General features: G+C 68.8%; 13 protein-coding genes. 2 read left to right on the forward strand and 11 right to left on the reverse strand.

Going from position 1 to position 20,478, the window contains the following annotated elements; all coding sequences use genetic code 11:
* Positions 1-143: 143 nt before the first annotated feature.
* The 8 genes from ACWEKM_RS00360 to ACWEKM_RS00395 form a co-directional block, all read right to left on the reverse strand.
* Complete coding sequence (locus ACWEKM_RS00360) at positions 144-1,847, reverse strand: right-handed parallel beta-helix repeat-containing protein (RefSeq protein WP_451618888.1); 1,704 nt, start codon at positions 1,845-1,847, stop codon at positions 144-146.
* A 261-nt stretch (positions 1,848-2,108) separates the two neighbouring features.
* A complete protein-coding gene (locus ACWEKM_RS00365) occupies positions 2,109-3,710 on the reverse strand; it encodes an FAD-dependent oxidoreductase (protein ID WP_451618889.1) in 1,602 nt (533 codons plus the stop codon).
* 294 nt (positions 3,711-4,004) lie between these two features.
* Positions 4,005-5,042 (reverse strand): LacI family DNA-binding transcriptional regulator, encoded by a 1,038-nt coding sequence (locus tag ACWEKM_RS00370; RefSeq protein ID WP_451618890.1) that lies wholly within the window; start codon positions 5,040-5,042, stop codon positions 4,005-4,007.
* Positions 5,039-6,145 (reverse strand): ABC transporter ATP-binding protein, encoded by a 1,107-nt coding sequence (locus ACWEKM_RS00375; protein ID WP_451618891.1) that lies wholly within the window; start codon positions 6,143-6,145, stop codon positions 5,039-5,041. The genes ACWEKM_RS00370 and ACWEKM_RS00375 overlap by 4 nt, the downstream gene beginning before the upstream one ends.
* Positions 6,142-7,209, reverse strand: a complete 1,068-nt coding sequence (locus ACWEKM_RS00380) for an ABC transporter ATP-binding protein (protein ID WP_451618892.1) — start codon at positions 7,207-7,209, stop codon at positions 6,142-6,144. Before ACWEKM_RS00380 ends, ACWEKM_RS00375 begins: the two co-directional genes overlap by 4 nt.
* 58 nt (positions 7,210-7,267) lie before the next feature.
* A complete protein-coding gene (locus ACWEKM_RS00385; RefSeq protein ID WP_451618893.1) occupies positions 7,268-8,167 on the reverse strand; it encodes an ABC transporter permease in 900 nt (299 codons plus the stop codon).
* Positions 8,168-8,173: 6 nt separating this feature from the next.
* On the reverse strand, positions 8,174-9,217 hold the full coding sequence (locus ACWEKM_RS00390; protein ID WP_451619013.1) for an ABC transporter permease: 1,044 nt from the start codon (positions 9,215-9,217) through the stop codon (positions 8,174-8,176).
* A gap of 5 nt (positions 9,218-9,222) precedes the next feature.
* Positions 9,223-10,884: an ABC transporter substrate-binding protein gene (locus tag ACWEKM_RS00395; protein WP_451618894.1), complete on the reverse strand. Its 1,662-nt coding sequence runs from the start codon at positions 10,882-10,884 to the stop codon at positions 9,223-9,225.
* Positions 10,885-11,572: 688 nt separating this feature from the next.
* Between ACWEKM_RS00395 and ACWEKM_RS00400 the strand changes: the two genes are divergently transcribed.
* Together ACWEKM_RS00400 and ACWEKM_RS00405 are read left to right on the forward strand one after the other, a co-directional pair.
* On the forward strand, positions 11,573-13,582 hold the full coding sequence (locus tag ACWEKM_RS00400; protein ID WP_451618895.1) for a beta-galactosidase: 2,010 nt from the start codon (positions 11,573-11,575) through the stop codon (positions 13,580-13,582).
* 257 nt (positions 13,583-13,839) lie between these two features.
* Complete coding sequence (locus ACWEKM_RS00405; RefSeq protein WP_451618896.1) at positions 13,840-15,723, forward strand: hypothetical protein; 1,884 nt, start codon at positions 13,840-13,842, stop codon at positions 15,721-15,723.
* A gap of 14 nt (positions 15,724-15,737) precedes the next feature.
* Here the strand turns inward: ACWEKM_RS00405 and ACWEKM_RS00410 are convergent, their stop codons facing one another.
* The 3 genes from ACWEKM_RS00410 to ACWEKM_RS00420 form a co-directional block, all read right to left on the reverse strand.
* Positions 15,738-18,701, reverse strand: coding sequence for an aminotransferase class III-fold pyridoxal phosphate-dependent enzyme (locus ACWEKM_RS00410; protein ID WP_451618897.1), 2,964 nt, complete (start codon positions 18,699-18,701; stop codon positions 15,738-15,740).
* A 105-nt stretch (positions 18,702-18,806) separates the two neighbouring features.
* A complete protein-coding gene (locus tag ACWEKM_RS00415; protein ID WP_451618898.1) occupies positions 18,807-19,496 on the reverse strand; it encodes a GntR family transcriptional regulator in 690 nt (229 codons plus the stop codon).
* 149 nt (positions 19,497-19,645) lie between these two features.
* Entirely contained in the window at positions 19,646-20,410 is a 765-nt protein-coding gene (locus ACWEKM_RS00420) for a class I SAM-dependent methyltransferase (RefSeq protein WP_451618899.1), read from the reverse strand.
* Between the last annotated feature and the right edge of the window lie 68 nt (positions 20,411-20,478).

A 20,478-nucleotide genomic window follows, 5' to 3' on the forward strand; every position in this document is an offset into this window, starting at 1 on the left:
CACACCACAGTCGGCGAGACGGTTCAAGGCCCTTCCCGGTGGCGAGCGGCAGCGAGCGCCTGTCCGGTGGCCCGGGCGGCATCGGTCTCCGTCGTTGCAGGAGACCGATGCCGCCCGCCACGGGTGGGAGGACGGTCGAGGGCCTATCCGGCGTCAGCCCCGATGTTCGGCGTGCTCGGAATGGTGGCCCCGTAGTAGTCCGCACCACCGTTGCCGGACACCGTCACACCTGTACCCATCGCCGGGGAACCCGACTTGAGCGTGTACGCCTGCGGGCACGGCTGCGGTCCGGTGCCCGAGGTGGGCGACCACGTACAGGTGCCGCCGGTGCCGGGAGAGGTGAACAGCGGGTCGCCCCACACAGCGCCCGACTCCAGTCCGGCCGCCTTCCAGACGGCGAAGTCGCTGTAGGTCGTGCCGCTCCAGCGCCAACCGCCGGTGTTCGTTCCGTAGTACAGGTTGTTCGACAGCGTCATGCCGGTCTGCCCGTACGGGTTGTAGTAGAGCTGACCGGTCTTGCCGTAGGTGCCCTTGTTGGCCATGTAGCAGATGTTGTCCTTGATCTGCGAACCGCCGGCCCAGGTCCCGGAGCTGTAGCCGAACATGAAGCACGCGCTGGCGCCCGCCTTCTTGTTCGTGCTCTGGTCCTTGTTGGTGAAGAAGGTGTTGCCGTAGATCGACAGCGCGTTCTTCGGAGCGTTGGGCACCACGTCGAACAGGCCGCCCTGCGCGTTCGCCCAGTCGTCGTTCTCGGAAATGTTGTAGCGGAAGGTGTTCGGCCCCCACACTCGCGACGCCGCGGTCGAGGTGTACGCCAGCAGGCCGCTGCCCGCGTTGTGGTGGGTGTAGTTGTACTCCACGACCGAGTTGGTGGTACCGCCGTCGAGATCGATCCCGTCCCAGTCGCAGCCGGCCGTGTAGTCGGGGACGGGCTGCACGTTGTAGACCTCGTTGTGGCGGATCGCCACGTCATTGGAGGTGTACGTCATGATGCCGCTGGCGCCTCCGCAGGAGGTCACGTTCGCACCGATGTCGTGCACCACGTTGTGCTGGACGACCGCGCCGTCCCAGCCGTTCGCGGTCAGAGCGGCGCCGGTGTTGTTGGCGGACATGCCGAGGTTGTACACGGTGTTGCCTTCGACGCGGACGTCGGTGATGTTGACCCCGGAGCCCCAGCCGTAGATACCGGGACCGGCATTGGAGGTCACGTTGGCACCGTGCAGCCGGTTGTTGAGGATCTGCACATCGTCCAGCGGCCCGGTGTTGCCGTTCACCGCATAGCCGAGCACCATGATCTGCCCGCCGAACGTACTGCTGCTGCCGCTCGGTGTCGCGAACCCGGAGATGTCCGAGCCGGTCACCTTCAGACCTTTGGTCGCTGTCGACGACTTCTGGTTCTGCAACAGCACACCGGCCGCGGTCGTTGCGCCGTTGACCAGTTTCATGTTGACCAGTTGGAAGCCGCTCACATGGTCCGCGGTGACCGCCGCCGAGTAGTCCCCCGTGCAGTTGGAGGTGATGGTGGCCTGCCCGGTGCCGTACGAGGTCACCTTGAACGGCGTCGACGCCGACGAGGCGGGCACATTGTCTCCGTCGAAGACCAGGCAGCCGGAGAAGGTCTGCCCGCCCTGGAACGAGACGACACTGCCCTGCGGGAAGGTGAAACCGTTGACCTTCCCGATCGACTTCCACGGCTGGTCCGGCGACAGACCGCTGTTGCTGTCGCTGCCGTTCGGCGACACGTAGTACGTGGTGGTGGCGGCGTGCGCCGTTCCCGTTGCGGCGCCCGCCAGCAGCAGACCCAGCATTCCCTGGGCCACCATGGCCGCGCATAGTCCTGCTCTCATGCTTCTCCCCATCGCGCGCCCATGACGACGCATGGACACGCGGTTGACGACTCGTGGATGAGGCATGCCTCGACGAACCACGTCCGGCACAGCGGACGTGGTGTCAGGCGACATGTATCGAAGAGCGACTGCTGACTTCTCCTTTGCGTATCACTTCCTTCAGCCGGAGGGGTGTGCCGCCGCAAACGGGGGTGGAGGGCGGCACGGCGGCGCGGCCCGACTGCCGACCGGCGGCGCGCCGGTGGCGTCCGGAGCTGAGCCTCAGTAGTGGTGCGGTCGGCTGTGGATCTCCTTCGGCCAGGCCAGCCGGATGCCGAGGGTGTGGCTGAGCAGCCGCTGGTAGTCGGCCAGTTGGGCCTGGTCGGAGCGGACCTTGCGGGGCGGCAGGGTCCGGTCGAGGCAGAATGCGGCGAGGGCCCCGGCGGCCTCGCCGATGGACCACTCCACGGGGTGCAGTCGGTAGCAGCCGTTGGTGATGTGCGTGGTGCCGATGTTCTTGTTGGCGGGCAGGAGGTTGTCGACGCGTACGGGGATCAGGGCGCCCAACGGGATCTGGAACGGGTAGGACTCGATGTCGATGTAGGTGCGGCCACCGGTGCTGGGGTGCAGGTCGATGCGGTAGCTGCCAAGGCCCACGCTGTCTTGGAACAGTTCGCTCCCGGAGCCCGGCGGGCGGGCCTCGACACCCACGTGTTGTTCGAGAACGGTGAACTCGGCCTTGATACGGCGCGATTCACGGATGTACGGGGTCTTGGCGAGGCCGTCCGCGGTGCCGGTGACATCGGGGCGCAGCCGCAGTCCCGGCCAGCCGGTGCCGCCGTCGGGGCGCGGCGCCTCGGTCTGCAGCCAGTACAGGAAGGACAGGGACAGTTCGCGGCTGGCCGCGAGCGCCGCCTGACGCTGCTCGCCGTCGACGCCGAGCAGCGGCGTCTCCCAGTAGTCGATCTGCGGCCAGTTGACGACGGTGAGGTCGGAGGCGAACCCCCCGGCGGTGAAGTTCTCGCGGGCCAGGATGCGGCGGAACCGCCACAGGTCGAAGTGCTCGCCGGCTTCCCGGTCGGCTTCCATCAGTGCCCAGGTGCGCCGCTGGAGGGTGATCGGGACGATGTCGGTGAAGGAGAGTTGCGGGCCGGGCCAGAACGGGGCGACGGTGGTGCGCCAGTGCTCGTAGGTGGCGGGCCGGTCGATCACATGGTTCTCGCCGGGCCGGTGGTCCAGGGCGAAGCACCAGGACACGGCCTGCTGGTCGTGGGGGTCGGCGGTCTCGGGCGCGTGCGGCTCCCCGGTCTCGTCGCGGCCCTCGGCGCCGATGACGTGCTCCACGTCGGCCAGTTCCAGCAGGTCGCCGAGTTCGGTGGCGTCGGCGACGTAGGAGGCATGGACGGTGATCTCGGGGCCGTCGTGCCGGTGGGCCAGCGTGACCGCCTCGATGCGGTCGCCGTCGGTGTGCGCGGCGACGGGCTCGTAGCCCGTGAGGACGGTGATCGCGCCCAAGGACCGCCACGGAGCGAGCATTTCCTCGATGACGGCCACGGCCACGCGCGGCTCGTGGCACATCCGGCTCACGACGCCGAGCCCGGGATCGAGGAGCGGGTCCTGCGCGGCATGGGGTCCGAGGGGGTAGTTGCGGCGGTAGTAGTCGCGTACCCGACGGCGTAGTTCGGCGTAGCCGGGCGGGGCGGCCGGGCCCTCGATCCAGGGATGCTCGTCGGGCGGTACGGCCTGTGCGGTGAGCTGTCCGCCGAGCCAGTCGGTGGCTTCGGTGAGCACGACCGTGCGGCCGAGCCGGGCGGCGGTGAGTGCTGCGGCGACGCCGCCCAGCCCGCCGCCGACGACGAGGATCTCGGTTCGTATGTCTGTCATGGGGCCTGGGGCTCCTTCTGCCGGTTCTGCCGGTCGGAGTGCGAGGTCGCGTGCGGATGGCGGGCGTACCGGGTGGTTGTGGGGGCGGTGTCGGGCACCCGCACGGTCGGCGTGCGGGCGGCTGTGGCCCGCCGTTCGTCGGTTTGAGGGCAGCCGGGACCGACGGGCGGCGCGCTCGCGGTTCGCCAGCCCCCTCAAGGGGCGCGGGGAACTGCGCGACCAGCCACGACGATGCCGCACACGACCGACGGCGGATCGCGGCACACCCAGCGGAGTGTCGGCCCGGCGGAGCGCTCAGGCCGTGGCGATGGTCGTGCCCGCGATCAGCGGGCAGGGCACCAGCAGGCTCCCGGTCCGCTGCTCGGGGGCGTCGAGCATGGCCTGGAGCCGGTCCACGGCGATGCGGCCGATCTCGATGCGGGGGATCACCAGGGAGTCCCACTGTCCGGACAGATCCGCGGGCGCCGCCTCCAGCACGGCTACGGACACATCATCCGGTATCTTCCGTCCACGGTCGGCCAGTTGCTCGCGCAGGGACTCGGCGAGCCGCTGGCTCTCCACCACGATCGCGGTCACCGTGCCGCGCGCCACCTCGTCGAGCCAGGCACCCTCGATGCCGTGTGTGCCGTGGAAACCGGGGGAGGTGTCGGTCAGCCCATGCCGCTCGACGGCCTCCGCGTAGCCGTTGCGGCGGTCGTCGTACGGCTCCATCTGCAGCCACTCGCGTACGTAGCCGAGCCGCCGGTGGCCGTGTTCCGCGAGCCTTTGCACGATCTTCGCGCTCGCCGACCGGTAGTCGGGGATGATCTGGGGGATCTCCGCGCCGGGTACGTCACGGCGGCCGATGTGGACGAAGGGGTAGCCCTCGTACCAGAGCCGGGCCAGCTCGCCGCGGTCGGTGGCGACACCGAGCAGGATGCTGCCGTCGGCCAGGTTGAGCCGGTTGGTGCCATTGCGGTAGATGCTGCGCTCGCCGTCGTTGCCGGACCCGGTCGAGGTGAACAGCACCAGGTCGAAGCCGGTCTCCTCGGCCCGTTCCTCGATCCCGAGCAGGAATTCGAAGTAGAAGTCCTCGTGGACGCGTGGGAAGACGCGTTCGAAGGTGTGCACGCCCAGCAGGTTGTTGCGTTGCTTGCGCATGGCCCGCGCGGCGGGGTTGGCGACGTATCCGAGCTTGCGCACCGCCTCGAAGACCCGCTGCCGCGTCTCCTCCGGGATCCGTGCGGTCGCCGCGTTTCCGCTGATCACCCGGGACACCGCCGACTGGGACACGCCGGCCAGCCGTGCCACGTCCGCCTGGCTGGGCGCCCTGTCACGCCGTCGTGCTGTCACGATGCCCCCTGCAGCGTCTCGCGCCGGGCGGCGGTCGCCGCGGCGTGTGTCGTCTCGGCCAGTTCCCCGGCCCTGCCCTTGACGTGCAGCCAGCACGTCGTCCAGTGCCCGTCGCCCAGCTCCGTGCGCGGCGGTGCCTCGCTGCGGCATTCCGCCATCGCGAACGGGCAACGGGGGTGGAACCGGCAGCCCGTCGGCGGGTCGATCAGGCTGGGCGGCTCACCCAACTCGTCGGCCCCCGCGAAGAGCGTGGCACGGTCCCCCACTCCGCGCTCGGGGTCCGGGGAGGACTCTATGAGCAGTTTGGTGTACGGGTGTTGCGGAGAGGCGATCAGGTCCTCCTTGGGGCCCGACTCCACCATGTGCCCGGCGTACATCACGGCGATCTCGTCGCACAGGTAACGGGCGCTGGCGATGTCGTGCGTGATGTACAGCAGGGCCAGGCCGTCCTCGGTGCGCAGCCGCTGGAGCAGGTTGAGCATGTCCAGCCGGATCGACACGTCCAGCATGGAGATCGGTTCGTCCCCGAGCAGGACCTTGGGTTCCACGGCGAGCGCGCGGGCGATCACGACGCGCTGGCGCTGCCCGCCGGAGAGCTCGTGCGGGAACTTCGCCGCGAAGTCCGCGGCCGGGGTGAGGCTGACCCGTTCCAGCAGCTCCGTGATCCGCTGTTCGCGCCCGGCGGCGGTCAGCTGCGGCTGGTGCAGGCACAGCGCGCGGTCGAGGTTGTAGCGGACGCGGTGCAGCGGGTTCAGTGACCCGAAGGGGTCCTGGAAGATCAGCTGCACCTCGGAATGGTAGGCGCGCCGGACCCGCCGGCTGCCGCTCAAGGGCTCACCGCGCAGCACGATCTCGCCCTGGGTCGGTTCGTGGAAGCGGGCCAGCAGCCGGGCGAGGGTCGTCTTGCCGCTGCCGCTCTCCCCCACCAGCGCCAGGATCTGACCGGGTCTCAGTCGTACGGTGGCGTCCTCGACGGCCCGGACGACGGAGGTGCGGCCGAGTGGACCGCGGACGGTGAAGTGCTTGGAGACGTTCCGTGCCTCCAGAACGTACTCCGGCTCCTCTGCCGCCGTGGCTGCCTTCTCGTCCAGGACCTTGCTCATCGGATCCCGCCTCCCGTCTCGCCGCTGTCGTTCTCGGTCTCGTTCAGCAGGCACGCCGCCTCGTGCCCCGGTTGCGGCCCTACCGGCAACAGGGCCGGCAGCCGACGGTCACAACCACTGGTCCGCCGCGCGCAGCGCGGGTGAAAGGGACAGCCCGCCGGTGGGCGGCGCAGGTCGGGCGGGGTGCCGGGGATGCCGCGCAGGGTGCGCAGCGGGGCATGCAACGGCGGGAAGGAATCCCGCAGGCTCTGGGTGTAAGGGTGTTTCGGGGTGCTGTAGAGGGCTGCCGCCTCGCCCACCTCGACGATCCGGCCGGCGTACATGATGGCGATGCGGTCGGCCAGTTCGAGCAGCAGCGTCAGATCGTGCGTGACAAAAATGACCGCGAAGCCCAACTCCCGGCGCAGTCGCAGCACTTGAGCAAGGATCTGCCGCTGCATCACGACGTCGACCGCCGTCGTCGGCTCGTCCATCACCACCAGTTCGGGGCCGCAGGCCAGGGCCAGGGCGATGGCGGCGCGCTGCCGCATCCCGCCGGAGAGCTGGTGCGGAAAGTCGCGGACCCGGTCGGCGGAGATACCGACGAGGGCGAGCAGTTCCGCCGCCCGCGTCCAGGCGTCCCGCTTGTTCAGCGAGCGGTCGCGGGCCCGCAGGACGTCGGCGAACTGGGCGCCGATCCGCATCACCGGATTCAGCGCGTCCATCGCCGACTGCAGCACGATGGACAGTGCTGTCCACCGGTAGCGGCGCAGCTGCTTGCTGTCCAGCGCGACGAGATCGACGGGTGGGGCGCCGTCGCGGCTGTGGAAGAGGATCTCCCCGGCGGTGGTGAGGGCGGGCGGACGCTGCAGCCGGGTCAGGGCGGTGATCAAAGTGGATTTCCCGGAGCCCGACTCCCCGGCAACGCCGAGGATCTCGCCCCGGCGCAGCGCGAAGGACACGTCGGAGCAGGCGCGTACGGGGACGCCGTCGGTGGCGTACTCGACGGTCAGGCCACGGACCTCAAGGACGGCCTGCCCGGCGGGGGCCACGGACGGGCTGTACTGCTCGGCCTGTACGGTCATCGGGATCCACCTCCGGGCGGAAAGGTCATCGAACGTGGCGGCACGGGGCATCCGGTCATCACGCCCCACCGCCCGCTCGCACGAGCCGCTTGGCGCGCCGTACCGACGCGGGCCGGGCGACCCGCAGCTTGGGGTTGGCGATTTCGTCGACGCCGAAGTTGACCAGGGCCGCGGCCGTACCGATCAGGGCGATGCACAGGCCGGGCGGTACGAACCACCACCACAGGCCGCGCAGTACGGCGCTCTGCTGCTGCGCCGACTGGATCATCGTTCCCCAGCTGATCGCCGAGGAGTCGGAGATACCGAGGAAGGCGAGTCCCGCCTCGGCCATCACCGCGCCGATCATCGCGTGCAGGAACATCGACGCGATGAGGCCGGTCAGATGGGGCAGCACTTCGGCGAAGACCAGTCGTCGGCCGCGCTCGCCGAGCATCCGCATGGCCCGTACGAAGTCACGGTTGGCGATGCTGAGGGCCTGGGCGCGCAGCGTGCGTGCCCCGCCCGACCAGCCGAAGAAGCCGATGATCAGGGCGATGGTGGTGAGCCCGGTGCCCTGCAGATAGCCGGCCACGATCAGGATGAGCGGCAGCACCGGAAGGACGAGGAACAGGTTTGTCAGGAAGTTCAGGGCGGCGTCCACCTTGCCGCCGTAGTACCCGGACGGTACGCCGACCAGGATCGCCATCGCCGTGCCGACCGCCGCGCCGAGCAACCCGACGTACATCGAGCCGCGGGCGCCTGCGATGACCTGGGCGAGGACGTCCTGCCCGAACTGGTTGGTGCCCAGCAGGTGTTCGGCGCTGGGCGGCTGGGCGATGAGGCTGATGTCGTTGGCCCGCGGGTCGATGCCCAGCAGGGTGTGCGTCAGCCAGGGGCCGAGCGCCGCCAGGAGGCAGAAGAAGGCCATGATGACGAGACCGGCGCGGACCTTCCAACTGGTGAGGAATGCGGTGCTCAACGCCCGTCACCCGCCTTCTCTGATGCGCGGGTCGAGCAGGGCGTACACCGAGTCGGCCAGCAGGTTGGCCAGCAGTACGGTCAGCATGATGAGGAAGAAGACTCCCTGCATGACCGGATAGTCGCGCTGCTGGAGGGAGGTGTAGAGCAGGTAGCCGATGCCCGGGTAGTTGAAGACGACTTCGGTGAGCAGGGCGCCGCCGACGACGTGGCCGAGGGCGAGGGCGAAGCCCGTGAAGTTCGGCAGGACGGCGTTGCGGGCCGCGTAGCGGAGCATCACCCTTCGGCCGGACAGGCCCTTGGCCTGGGCAAGCAGGACGTAGTCCTCGCGGACGGTGGTCACCGTCATGTTGCGCATGCCGAGCAGCCAGCCGCCGAAGGCCGAGAACACAATGGTCGCCGCGGGCAGCGCCCCGTAGTGCAGCACGCTCAGCAGGAACGACGGGGAGACGCCGATCGGCAGGTCGGCGTCGTATCCCCCGGACAGCGGGGACCAGCCCAGCAGGAAGCCGAACAGCCACAGTCCGAGCAGCGCCATCCAGAAGTACGGGATGGACGAGGCGAAGGTGGTGAGCGGGCTGACGACGGTGTCGAAACGGCCGCCCGCCTTCCAGCCGGCCACCGCGCCGATGCCCGTGCCCAGCACGAACGCGATCACCGTGGTGGTGCCGACGAGCAGCAGGGTCCAGGGCAGGCCCTGCCACACCAGGTCGCTCACGGGCGTGGGGAAGTTGCTGACCGAGACACCGAGGTCGAAGTGCGCCAGCTGGCCCAGGTAGTCGAGGTACTGGCGGCCGAGGTTGGCGTCCGGCTCGCCGAAGACCTTCTGGATCGACTCCAGGGCGCTCGGCGACAGTTGCTGGCCGCTGACCCGCTGGAGTTTGTCGACGATACCGGCGGACGGGTCGCCCGGCATCAGCCGGGGCAGAAAGAAGTTCAAGGTGATCGCCGACCAGGCGGCGGCCAGATAGAAGCCGAGGCGACGCGCGAGGAACCTCCAGCGCCGAAACACCCCGGCCGGCCGCGCGGCAAGCGCCGGCGGAGCGCTCACTGCGGTCACTTGGCGGCCTGCTTCAGGTTCAGGAGGGTGAGCGTGGTGTCGGGTCCCAGACCGGGGAACGGCACATGGGAGAAGCGCTCGGGGGTGGGCCAGCCGGCCCAGTGACCGGCGTTGATGGCTATGAACCAGTAGCTGTTGTAGATGGGGCTGTACGGCACCTGTTCGACGAGGATCTTCTGGAGCTCGTGCCCCGCGCTCCTCGTCACCGCGGGTTCGTTCGTCCCCAGGAGCTTTCCGAGCGCGTCATCGGTGGCCTTGTCCTTCCAGCGCCCGAAGTTGGTGGCGGCCTTCGCACCGAGCGGGCGGTAGGCCCGGCTGCTCAGCGCGCTGTAGATGCCGCCGATGCCGGCACCGAGGGTGAAGTTGATGGTGAGGTCGAAGTCGCCGGTCTGCTGCTGCTCGTAGAGATTGGCAGCGGGGGCGCCGACCGACTTCACCTCGATCCCCAGGTGCTTCTGCCAGCTGCGGATCATGATGTTGGCATACGGGTCCCAGCCGTATTCCTGGTTGAACGAGAGTTTCGGAGCGTAGGACTTGCCGTCCTTGACCAGCTTGCCGCCCTGAACCCTGAAGCCGCTCAGCGCCAGCTCCTGCTGCGCTCCGGCGGCGTCCACCGGCTGCACCTTGTGCCGGTACTCGGGCAGGATCGCGTCGCCGAAGACCTCGTCGACCAGTCCGGTGGGGCCCGCCTCCGTGCCGGGACGCTGAAGCGTGGTGACGATGTCCTTGCGCGGAATCGTCATCGCCAGCGCCCGCCGCAGATGGACGTTGTCGAAGGGGGCCTTGGCGGTGTTGAAGAAGAGGGCGTAGGAACCGCCGGTTGCGTACTTCTGATACAGGTGGTGCTTGGGGTCCTTCGCCTCGTACTCCTTCTCCGCTCCGTTCCAGGCGATGAGCGCCCAGTCCACCTCGCCGCGCAGCAGCTGGGCTCGTACGGAGTCGCCGCTGGTCGGGATGATTTTGAGCTGCTTCAGGGCAAACCTGCCGCCCCAGTAGTCGTCCCTGGCGCCGAGGGTGACCTGCTGGGACGCGAACCGCTCCAGGGTGAAGGGGCCGGTGCCCACCGGGTCGGGGTTGGTCCAGCTCTTGAGGTCCTTCCCCTCCCAGATGTGTTGGGGCACGACCGGCACCTGCGGCGATGCGAGCTGACCCAATTCACTGAAGGCCGGTTGCTTCCAGTGGACGGTGACGGTGCCGGCGTCCTTCTTGGCGACGCGGGCGTAGGTGGTGCCACCGGTGTTGAACTCGGGGCCCTTGAGCGGGATGCCCAGTGAGAAGACCACGTCATCGGCGGTCATGGGCCGGCCGTCGGAGAACGTCACATCGTCGCGCAGCTGCACCGTGAGCGTGGTGCCGGAGGCGTCGAACTCCAGGCTCTTGGCCAGCCAGGGCTTGATCTTCGCGCCGTCGCTGTAGTCGATCCGCGCCAGCGGCTCATAGATCAACTCGCTGTTGGGCGACTTCTGAACGGCGGGGCCGAACATGTTGTAGTTGCGGACGAACGTCGTCCCGCCGTCGGTCTTGCCGAACACGAGCGCCCGCTTGCTGTTCCCGCCCGCCCCGGTTCCGCCGGTACCGGCCGTGCAGGCGCCCGCTCCGAGGGGGATCACGACGGCCGCTGCCGCGGTGCGCGCTAGGAAAGCTCTTCTCGTGGACATGGCTGACTCCTGGCTCCTCGTGAGGGCGGTGCGGGGCGCATACGAAGTGCTCATACGTATGAGCACTGACGTCGGGGACTCCTCAGCTCTGCTTCTACGTATGACCAGGGAACGTACGGACGTTGCAACATGGCGTCAAGAGTGTGACGTGAAGGTTTTTTTGAGCCAACGCCAGCCGGTAGCGGGCCGCAACGGGCCACCAGCGCGGTCGACTTGCCTCATTCGTCGCGGGAAGCCCCAGGTGAAAGACCCGTTCCTGGACCGCGACCGAAGCAGCATCGCGTAGCCGGTCGGCCCCGGGATTCGGTTGGCGGCAGACGGGAGGCTGTTCCGACGCGTCACTGCCGACGCCCGCCCACGCATTGACACCCCGACACGGCCCGCCTACGTTGAGCGTGCTTGGGGTGCTCGGGGTGCTTGGGGCGCGCAGCATCGCTTGCCGCCTCACAGATCCCGCATTGAGCAGCATGACGGGACGTCGTGCGCGCCCCCTCCTCCCTCTGACGTCCGGCCTGCCGATCCCGCACGTCCTCGTGAGCAAGGCGCCCACCGCTCTGACCGGTGTCGGATGGGTGCTCCCTGATGTCGACCCAGTGCCTCGCCCCGCTCCCCCACCTGCCCACCTGCCCACCTGGGCAGCCACCCCACCGATCCGACACTTCGAAGCTCAGGACTCAGGAGTACTCCCATGCCGCGATCCGACCATCCGAACCCCGCATGGAGCCGTATTCCGCGACCCGCCTACGGCGCCGACTACAACGCGGAGCAATGGGACAGAGCAACCTGGAAGGACGATGTCCGCCTGATGCGCGAGGCCGACGTCAACCTGGTGACCCTCGGCGTCTTCGCCTGGTCCTGGATCGAACCCAGGCCGGACGCCTTCGACTTCTCCGGCCTCGACGAGGTCATCGCCCTGATGCACGAGTCGGGCATCGCCGTCGATCTGGCCACACCGACCGCTGCGCCCCCGCTGTGGTTCTCCCACGCTCACCCCGAATCGCTGCCTGTGACAGCGGACGGGCGAACGCTGGCGCCCGGCTCCCGTCAGGCGTACTGCCCCTCGTCCTCTGCCTATCGGGAACGCGCCGCGCTGGTCACCCGCCGCCTCGCCGAACGCTACGGCGACCACCCGGCCGTGGTGATGTGGCACATCAACAACGAGTACGCCAACGCCAACGCCCACTGCTGGTGCGCGGCCTCGGCCGACGCGTTCCGTGACTGGCTGCGCACCACGTACGGCGACGACCTGGACGCCCTCAACGACCGCTGGGGAACGACGCTTTGGGGCATGCGGTACAGCGACTGGGAACAGGTCATTCCGCCGCGCACCAGCACCAGCAGCCTCTCGCCGGGGCTGTGGTTGGATTTCTACCGTTTCAGCGACGCCGAACATCTGGATTGCTTCCGCGCCGAGCGTGACATCGTACGCGCTCACTCCCCCGGACGCGCCATCACCACCAACTTCATGGCCGGCGCGCTCCGCTGGAGCGACTACTGGCGCTGGGCGCGCGAGGTCGACATCGTCTCGAACGACCACTACCTCATGTCCGAGGACCCCGACCGTGCCGCCGGCCTCGCCTTCGCCGCCGACCTCACGCGTTCTCTGGCCGGCGGACAGCCCTGGATGCTCATGGAGCACTCCACCTCCGCAGTGCAGTGGCAGCCCCGCAACCTCGCCAAGGTTCCCGGGGAAATGGCCCGTAACACCCTGACCCATCTCGCGCGAGGCGCCGATGGTGCCCTGTTCTTCCAGTGGCGCCAGTCCGCCTACGGCCCGGAGAAGTGGCACTCGGCCATGGTCCCCCACGGTGGAGAGGACACCAGGATCTGGCGGGAGGCCAAAGCCCTCGGCAACACCGTGGCCGGTCTCGCCGACATCGCCGGCAGCACCTGCCCGCCGGCCGACATTGCCCTGCTGCTGGACTACGAAGCCATGTGGGCCCTGCAACTGCCCCACCGGCCCAGCGGTGACATGACGTATTCCGATGTGCTCCGTGACTGGCACCGTGCACTGTGGACCTTGGGGCTGTCCTGCGACCTGGTTCCCGCCCCCGGCGAACAGCGCCTTCTGCTGGTGCCCTCACTCCACGCCCTGTCCACCGACACGGCCCGGGCGTTGGAGGAGTATGCGGCACGCGGCGGCCACCTGGTCGTTGGCCCCTTCAGCGGTTTGGTCGACCCGCACGACCGTATGCACCCCGGCCCGTATCCCGGCGCGCTGCGTGACCTGCTCGGCCTGCGGGTGGACGAGTACCTTCCGCTCGCTGCCGGAGGGACGGTCGGCCTGGACGACGGCTCGACCGGCCGTCTGTGGGCCGAGCGTGTCCTGCCCGACCCGGGTACGGAGGTGGAGCTGCGATTCACCGACGGCCCTGCGGAGGGAGGCCCAGCCGTCCTCCGTCGCGGCACCACCCGATACCTGGCCACCCGCCCGGAACACTCCTCCCTGCTGCGCCTGCTTCCGCAGTGGGCGGCACACGCCGGCTGTGCTCCTCCGGTCCAGGGAGCCGGCCATGGGGTCGAAGTGATCCGCCGCATCGCGCCCAACGGCAGGATCTGGCTCTTCGCCGTCAACCACACCAGCCACCCCGCGCAGGTGGCCGCAACAGGAATCGACCTCATGTCCGGCACCCGCTCGTCGGGCGAGGTCACCATTCCGGCAGGGGAAGTCGTCGTGCTGGCCGAGTCCCTTCAGTGACCTTGCCACAACGAGTCACCAACAAATCCCTCGGCGTCGTCGCGCGCTCCGACACCAGTTTTCCGGCAACCAGCCATGCCGCATGCGCAATTCGACAAAAGCCTGCGTCCCGAGAAATTCAGTTGCGTCAAACCGTGAGGTGATCCATGAAGGCCCGCTTGTTCGTGGCTATAGGTGCACTGGTCCTGGGAGTTGTCCCAGGCACCGCCTCTGCGGTGGCCGATCGAGCTTCCGTCAAAGTGGCGGGAGGTGATCCCATGGCCGCCCAGCCAGTGCTGCTCAACCAAAGCGGCTTCGGCCTCGGCGAGTCCAAGCGGTTCACCGCGCCACGGGCCGAGGACGGCGCGACATTCACGGTCACCGACACATCCGGCAGGGTCAGATACCGGGGCAAGGTCAAGGGCGGCGTAGGAGAGTTCACCGCGTTCGACCCGCGCGACACAGGCAACTTCGTCGTCACCGTCACAGGAGTGGCCGGGGTGGGCGCCTCGGTGCCCTTCGGGATCGGTGCGTACTGGATCGACCGAGTGTCCTATCGGCGCGCCCTTGAGTTCATGGCGGGCAGCCGGTGCTACTTCGGTGACTACACACGCAAGACAGCCGAGCCGGTCAGCGACGAGTACGGCCCGCGCGACTGCATGAAAGGTGTGGCCTGGCGCGACGCGGCACACTACTCGCGAGAGATCCAGACCCTCGTCGACATGTATCTGGCCAACCCAAGTGCGTTCGATCAGATACATGTGGACGGTGCCGACTATGGGGGGCTTCCGGTGACCCTGCCGGGAGGCACCCCGGACATCGTGCGTCTCATCTACTGGGGCGTCGAGCTGCTACTGCAAGGAGACGTCAACGATCCCCAACTCAAGGAACAGTTGGCCGCGTTCGTCTATGCCTACCCGCAGCTCGACAAGTACATCCCGGCCTCGGTCTACCGGCGGGCCTGCGATCACCTTTTCGCCTCCTGGGGTGACCCCGCTCGCGATCGGTACTACTGGCAGGCATTCACGCCCCACACAGGGGACCTGTTCCAGGTGTACAAGGAGGTGGGAACCGGAAAGGGGGAACTCGCGCCGGGCCACTCGGTGTGGCCGAACCTGATGATGTACGAGGTGGCGAAACGCGAGGGCCGTGATGATGCCGGCCGTTATCTCAATGCCGCTCAGGACCAGGCCGACTGGCTGATCGACCACCTGGACCTCTCGGATCCGCGCGTCACCAAGGGACAGCGGCAGAGTGAGTATGTACTGATCACCGGCCTGGTGCAGTTCGCCGAGTCGTACCCGCGCGAGGCTCCCGAGGGCATCAAGCAGTTCGTCCGGGACTGGGCTCACCTTGTGGTCGACCGCTCGGACAATCTCTGGGACTTCCGCCGGTACTCCGACGACCGCTGGACGATCCCGGCCTTCAACGGGGGCGGCGCCGACGACCCCAACGAGGTCGGGAACGTCGCTGGTTTCTCCGCGCCGGCACTCGCCGCGGCGCGACTGTTGGGAAACGATCCGTTGGCCGGGAGACTCCGGGAGATCGCCACGGCGCAGGTCGACAACATCTTCGGCCGCAACCCCACAGGCCGGCACGCTTCGTACGACGCGCCCGACGAGCAGGTGGGATTCGAGGGCGTGGAGCACGGCTGGTTCTCCGAATACTACGGCGGCGCGGGACTGCTGGAGAACGTGCCTGGCGTACTCGACGGGAGCCCGAAGAACGGGCACTATCCCTTCCATCCCGAGCAGGGCAACCTCGGCCACACCGAGGGCTGGGTCGCCTTCAACACCGCGTGGAACGAATCGCTGGCCTGGCGGGCGGCCGACCAGACACATCTCAAGGTAAGCACCCATGACCGTGCCCCCGCACATGTCGTGCAGCGGGATGCGAAGGTGCGAGTCGACCTGGCCGCGCCCTTGAACCTGGACGCCGACACCCTCGACCAGGGCACGGTCGAGGTGCGAGTGGGCGACCGCGGCACCAAGCCCTTGACCGTCACACAGACGGGGAAGAACTCGAAGACGCTCAATGCGACCCTCAGCCTGGCGGCGCTGAACGCCGCACCTCGCGATGTGATCACCGTGACATACGGCCATGGACCGTTCGCGCTGTCGTACTCCTTCACCGTGGCCGACACACCATCCGACGCCCACTGACAGACACTGAGGTGTCAGCCCTGGCGAAGCACTCCGTCCAGGGTGGTGACGAAGACGTCGGTGTCCTTGTCCGTGATGGTCATGGGGGGCTTGAGCTTCAGTACGTTGTTGTGGACGCCGGTGGGGTAGCTGATGACGCCCTCGTCCTTGAGGCGTTCGCTGATCTCCATCGCCTCGGCGGCGGCTGGTTCGCGGGTGCTGCGGTCGCGTACGAGTTCCACGCCGAGGTAGAGGCCGTGGCCGCGGACGTCGCCGATGATCGGGTGGTGGTCGGCGAGTCCGTGGAGCCGCTCGAGGAAGCGGCCTCCGACGGTGGCCGCGTTGTGCTGCAGTCCGCGTTCCTCGATCTCGTCGAGGACGGCGAGGCCGATCTCGCAGGAGACGGGGTTGCCGCCGAAGGTGTTGAAGTACTTCATGCCGGTGTCGAAGGCGTCAGCGATCTCGCGGGTGGTGACGAGCGCCGCCAGCGGGTGGCCGTTGCCGATCGGCTTTCCCATGGTGACGATGTCCGGCACGACGCCGTGCGACTCGAAGCACCAGAAGGTGTCCCCGGTGCGGCCGAAGCCGACCTGCACCTCGTCGGAGACGGCGAAGCCGCCCTGTGCTCGTACGGCGGCGAAGGCTTCGCGCAGGTAGCCGTCGGGGTGGCGGATATTGCCGGCGGTCCCCATCAGCGACTCGGCGAAGAACGCGGCGGGCGGTCGGCCTTGGGCGGTGAGGGACTGGGCGGCCTCGGCGACATGGCGCGCATAGCGGGGACCGGCCTGGGGGTCGTCGTATCCGTATGGGCCCCGGTAGCGGTCGGGGAAGGGGACCTCATGGGTGGTGAGCGGGGTGCCGCTGCCGCCCGGGCCCTTGTAGCGGTTGGGGCTGATGGCGGTGACCGCGCCGGTGTTTCCGTGGTAGGCGCCGTCGATGACCAGCACATCCTGTCGGCCCGTCACCTGGCGGGCGATGCGGAGCGCGAGGTCGTTGGCCTCGCTGCCGCTGCAGACGAGGAAGACGACCTCAAGGGGGTCGGGGAGGGTGGCGGCGAGGCGCTGCGCGTAGCGGGCGATGCCGTCGTAGACGAAGCGGCTGTTTGTGTTCAGGCGACTCATCTGTCGCGTCGCGGCCCGAGTCACACGGGGGTTGGCGTGGCCGACGTGGGTGACGTTGTTGATCGGGTCGAGGTAGCCGAGGCCGTCCTCGTCGTACAGCCAGGTGTCTTGGCCGCGCACCAGGTTCATGGGGCGCGCGTAGTAGCTGCGCTGGGAGCGGCCGAAGTGGGCGTCTCGCGTGCTCTGTACACGGTGGATGTCCCAGCGGTCGGCGTCCTCGTCGGCCGCGACACCGAGGTAGGGGCCCGGGTCCGGGCTGATGCGGGACCAGGCGGGCACCTGCCAGCGTGGTACGTAGTCGCCGTCGGCGGCGAGCGCGGTCGCCTCGTCGGTGAACAGGCTGACGGCGACGGGCCGGGTTCCGGCCTGCCCGAGGACGTCGCCTGCCGTCAGGGCAGTGCCCTGCGCGGCCGGGGAGAGCAGTCCGGTCCAGCGGGCCCAGAAGGGTGCTCCGTCGGCAGGCATATGACGGATGATCAGTTGCGTGTCGGTGCGGTCTTCGACGGTGCCGTCGAACGGCAGGCGGACGACATCGCCCTCGGCGAGGTGCAGTTCGCGGCCGAGGTGCAGGGTGGCCGGTTCCGCCGCGTCGGTCCGCCGCCTGGCCAGCCGGGTGAAGCGAGAGCGAAGGTGCGGGCCGACCGGCACACCGTCGGCCGCCGCGTCCCGCATCGCCCGCCGCGCCGCCGGCACGTCGCCGAGCTGTACGTCGTCGAACACGGGCGAGTTCACGGTGAGATCGACGGCGACAGCGGGGCGCTCGACCACTGGCTGCGGCTCGGCACGCGAGAGCCACGCCGCGAGACCGGCGACCTGGGGCGGTGCGGGCCTGCGGGCCACCGAGTGCAGCACGGCCCGGGCGCGGGCCGGCAAGATCGCGACGAGGCGGCGCAGCGTCGGCCAGGTGTGGCGCGACCGCGACCGCGCATAGGCGTCGGTGGCGTCGGGCGACCGGTGGGTCCAGGTGACGGCGTTGAGTACGAGCCGCAGGGCGGCCAGCGGGTAGACGACATCGAGTTCGCCGGGCTCGCTCTCGATCACTTCTGACCAGCCACCCACGACGTCGGCCAGGGCGCGCAGGGGGTCGTCCTTGCGCAGCATCGCGTAGGCGCCGGCGACGGCGAGTTCGCTGATCCGTGCGGTGTGCAGGGCGTCGCCGAAGTCGACGACGCCGCTGATGCGCTGCTCGCCGAAGGCGGGGGCGGTGGCAAGGACGTTGAAGTCGTTGAGGTCCTGGTGAACGATTCCGAGTGGGAGCGTCTCCAGGCGGGGTGTCACCTCCGCCTCGAACCAGTTCAGGACCGTTTCCACGATGCGGTGGTGTTCCGGGTCCGGCACGGAAGGGAGTTGTGCTCGGATGGCGGCCGGGGCGGTGAGCAGGTGCCATTCGTGCGTGCTGGGGGCATCGTGGGCGGGCAGGTCGCTGAGCGCGGTGGCCAGGCGTGCGGCGGTGCCACCGAGTTCCCGTAGCAGAGCGGGCGAGTGCCGGGGAATGTCGGCGAGGATGCGGCCGTCGAGCCAACGACCCACCTGGAGAGCGTAGTTCTCCCCCGCCACCGCGAAGTCGATGATCGTCTCGCCGTCCACCGCGGGAATGACTTCCGGTACGGGGATGCCCGGCTCGCGCTTGACGGTCTCCTGGATCAGCCGCTGCTGCCAGCGCCACGCCTCGCCCGCGCCGGCTGCGGCGCTGCGACCGACCTTGACGAGGACAGAGGTGTCGTCGGCGAGGCGGACGCGCAGGTTGTGGTCGATCTCGCCGTGCAGGGACTCCACGGCGGTGGCCTTCAGGCCATAGCGAGTTCGCAGGACTTCGACGACGGCTGCTTCTGGAACGCGTACGCGCTCGGGTATGCGTACGGTGGCATCCGGGCTCATGGAAGGACCTCCAACTGCCTCATTGCTCTATTGGTGAACAAACATGGCGAACAAACATGGACGAACGGACCGGTGTCTCGCGCGAGGCACCGGATCCGCTCGGGGTCAGGGCTGGACGATCTCCAGGAGGAGACGTTCATTGACGTCGGCGTGCTCCACCAGCAACGCCCGGGCTGTCTTCGGGTCGCGGGCGAGGAGCGCGTCGAGAATCGCGCGGTGCTCGGCCAGCGCATCCGCGGGCCGCGCCGACGTCTCGTGGTGCACCGACTCCAGCACGGCGATGGCGAACAGCATCTCTCCGGCGATCTCTTCGAAGAACCGGTCGATGCGCCGGCTGCCGATCAGCCGCACCACTGCCTGGTGGAAGCGGAGATCTGCCTGTATCACCTCGCGGGGGCCACCCAGGTCGGTGGCTTGTTCGAGCGCTGTGAAGTCCCGGGTGAGGTTGGCCAGGGCTGCGTCCGGGCAGTGGGCGCACGCCTCTGCTCCGGCCGACTCCAGGGTGCGCCGCACCTCGTAGAGGTCGCGGACGGTGCTCGGGGTCAACTCCGTTACGGTCGTGCGCTTGTGCTGCTCGTGACGGACCAGGCCGATGCGGTCGAGGACGTCGATGGCCTGGCGTGCGGTGCGACGGGAGACCCCGTACCGCTCGGCGAGCCGGACCTCTGGCAGTTCCGTGCCCGGCGGCAGGACGCCGTCGAGGATGTCGTTGCGGATGAGCTCCACCACCGAGTCGACGACCGTGTGCCGGACAACATTGCCGGGCGGACGCTCGATGGCTCTTGCGGCGGTCATGACGCGACACTAGCAATTGTTCACCAATGACACAACGGCTGGTATCGAGGTCCGGCGGTCACCACGTCCTCGTCGCTTGCACGGCCGACCGGCTTGTCCGGCTCGGCGGCCCGGTGCCGGGCCTCGGCGTAGTAGCGCAGCCCGCTCCCCTAGGGCATTCCGGGAGGGACGGGCTCCGCGGTACTGCGCTGCGCCACGAACACGAACTCCTTGCCCGGTCGGTCGGGTGCGTCGCGTACGTCCTCGACGACGAAGCCGTGTTCGTGCAAGTCCCCCTCGATCTGCGTACGTTCGCGGAAGCGAAGTGTCGATTCCGAGGTCAGTACGGCCCCGTCCGCAGCGAACACGTGCGTACCCCGGAAGCTCACCAGGGGCAGGCTCACGTCCGTCAGCTCGGCCCAGGTCTCGACGCGGCCGACGCCCGGGATGTCCGTCATGCGGTACGTGGTCTCGCGCGTCCACTCCGCCCACTCCTCCCACACGCGGTGGGCCGGATCGCGCGTCTCGAGGACAAGCCGCCCGCCGGGCCGCAGCGCCTCGTACGCGCCGCGCAGCGTCGTACGCCACGCCTGCGGGTCGGCGATCGCCTGGGCGACGTTCCCGGTCATCGTCACCAGGTCGATCTGCAGGGGCGGCAGGTCCCCTGCGTCGCCGTCGAGCCAGCGCACCCGCTCCGCGCCCGGCTTGCCACGCGCGACGTCGACGGACGCCCGCGCGGGATCGATCCCGGTGACCGCAATCCCGCGCTCGGCGAGCAGCAGCGCGAACACGCCCGTACCGCACCCGATGTCCAGCACGGACCGCGCGCCGAACTCCTCCACCATCGCGAGATACGCGTCAAGATCGCTGCGGTCCGGATCGAGTGGATCGTAGATGGCGGCGAGGCGCGGATGCCCGAAAGTTGCATCACCCATGGAGGCGAACGTATGTGGCCCCGAGCCCGCGCGGCCACTGCTTTTTCGAGTTACGGCGCCAAGCGGGC

It is taken from the genome of Streptomyces sp. NPDC004752 (assembly GCF_053601275.1).